The organism is Microbacterium sp. (assembly GCF_031178525.1).
Classification (GTDB): Bacteria; Actinomycetota; Actinomycetes; order Actinomycetales; family Microbacteriaceae; genus Microbacterium.
Genome location: NZ_JAPSJA010000340.1, coordinates 1 through 2,310 on the forward strand (window position 1 = coordinate 1; position 2,310 = coordinate 2,310).

General features: G+C 69.6%; 1 protein-coding gene. It reads right to left on the reverse strand.

Annotation, left to right across the window (positions count from 1 at the left end):
- Positions 1–22 precede the first annotated feature (22 nt).
- Positions 23–2,310 (reverse strand): glycosyl hydrolase family 65 protein (locus RIF89_RS14085; protein WP_309069707.1); only part of this gene is annotated, 2,288 nt, incomplete at its 5' end.

Sequence of the window (2,310 nt, forward strand, 5' to 3'; positions counted from 1 at the left end):
CTCGGAGGCCTTGATCAGCGGCTCAGTCGACATCGGCGCTGACGGTCTGCATCGCCCCGGTGATCACGGGGATGGATGTGGTGATCGGGGCGGGAACGGTCGGCTCGAGCGAGGTGCCGTCGTCGCGCCGCATCTCGGAGAACGGCCTCAGCGTGGGTCGACCCGGCAGCACGGGCCCCTGGTCGGCCAGCAGCACGACGGTCGGCTCGTCCACGGTGGCGACGTACGCCTTGCCGCGCACCTCGAACGGCACGGGATCGACGGATCCCCCCGGTCCATCGGGGCGCATCGTCACGCGCATGTGGTCACGCCGCAGCACGATGTCGAGCGTGCGGCCCTTCCACTGCAGCGTGTACGCCAGCTCGGGCCAGCTCTCGGGAAGGCGGGGGTCGAAGGTCAGCTCGCCCAGGTGGTCGCGCATGCCGCCGAAGCCCGAGACCAGTGCTGTCCAGACGCCGCCGGCGGAGGCGACGTGCACGCCGTCGGCCGCGTTGTGGTGCAGGTCGCCGAGGTCGACGAACAGCGCCTCCTCGAAGTACTCGTGCGCGAGGTCCTGATACCCGACCTCGGCGGCCAGGATGGCCTGCACGACGGCCGAGAGGGTCGAGTCCCCCGTCGTCAGCGGGTCGTAGTAGTCGAAGTCGGCGCGCTTCTCCTCCGCCGTGAAGTGGTTGCCCTGCAGGAACAGCGCGAGCACGACATCCGCCTGCTTCAGCACCTGGAAGCGGTAGATCACGAGCGGGTGGAAGTGCAGCAGCAGCGGCCGCTGCTCCTCGGGCGTGTGCTCGAGGTCCCACACCTCGCGCTCGAGGAACAGCGAGTCCTGCGGGTGGATGCCGAAGTTCTCGCTGTACGGGATGTGCATGGCCTCCGCCGCGCGCTCCCACGCCTCGGGCTCCGACGGGTCCAGCGCCACGCGGTCGGCGAGCCGCCGGAACGCGCCGGGGCTGCGCTCGGCCATGTCCCGGACCGCGCGGGCCGCGGCACGCAGATTGAACCGCGCCATCACGTTCGTGAAGAGGTTGTCGTTCACGACCGTCGTGTACTCATCCGGCCCCGTGACGCCGTGGATGTGGAACGACTCGATGCCCTGATACGAGCGCCAGAAGCCCAGCGTCGCCCACAGCCGCGCGGTCTCGACGAGCACGTCGGCGCCCTCGCGCTCGATGAAGTCGAAGTCGTCCGTGGCGCGGGCGTACTTCACGATCGCATACGCGATGTCGGCATTGATGTGGTACTGCGCGGTGCCGGCGGCGTAGTAGGCGGACGCCTCCTCGCCGTTGATGGTGCGCCAGGGGAAGAGCGCCCCGGCCTCGTTCAGCTGACCCGCGCGGCGCCGGGCCGCCGGCAGCATGTGGGTGCGCATCCGCATGGCGTTCCGCGCCCACAGCGGGGTGGTGTAGGCAAGGAACGGCAGCACGTAGATCTCGGTGTCCCAGAAGTAGTGGCCGGAGTAGCCGGAGCCCGTGACGCCCTTCGCCGAGACACCGAAGCCGTCCGCACGGGCGGCCGCCTGCGCGAGCTGGAACAGGCACCAGCGGGTGGCCTGCTGCAGGCTGTCCTGCCCCGCGATCCGGACGTCGGCGCGGCTCCAGAAGTCGTCCATCCACGCGCGCTGACGACGGTAGATCTCGTCGATGCCGATCGAGGCGACGCGATCGAGCGTCCGCCGGCAGCGGTCGACGAGCTCGCGCGGGGGCACGCCGCGCGAGGTGTGGTACGACACGGTCTTCGTGATGGTGACCGGCACGCCCGCCTTCGCCTGCACGCGGAAGACGTGCTTGGCGATGTCGGGCTCGACGAGGAGGCGGACGTCGTAGTCGTTGTCGGTGTGGATCTCGTGGTCGCTCGCGACCGCGATCGTCATCCCCGACTCGGTGACCTTGTACGACAGCGCGGAGCGCAGGCCGTCCTGCCAGAACTCCTGCGGCTGCAGCACGCGCTCGCTGATCTTGTCGGTCTTGCGGGGATCGAACGTCGCACCGCGGATCATCGCGGGCGTTCCGCCGTAGACGTTCTCGCCGTCCTGCCGGTTCACGAGCTGCGAGCTGATGGTCACGGGCGCGTCCGTGTCGAGCACCGTCACGGTCATCCGCATCACGGCGAGGTGGCGCTCGTCGAACGAGACCATGCGGTCGTCCTCGATCAGCACGTCCTTGCCGGCGGGCGTGCGCCACAGCAGTCGCCGGCGATAGACGCCCTCGCGCATGTCGAGCACGCGCTCGTACTCGCGGATCTCGGCGATGTCGAGCGAGAGCGGCTCGTCGTCGACATAGACCCGCATGACCTTGGCGTCGGGGGCGTTGACGA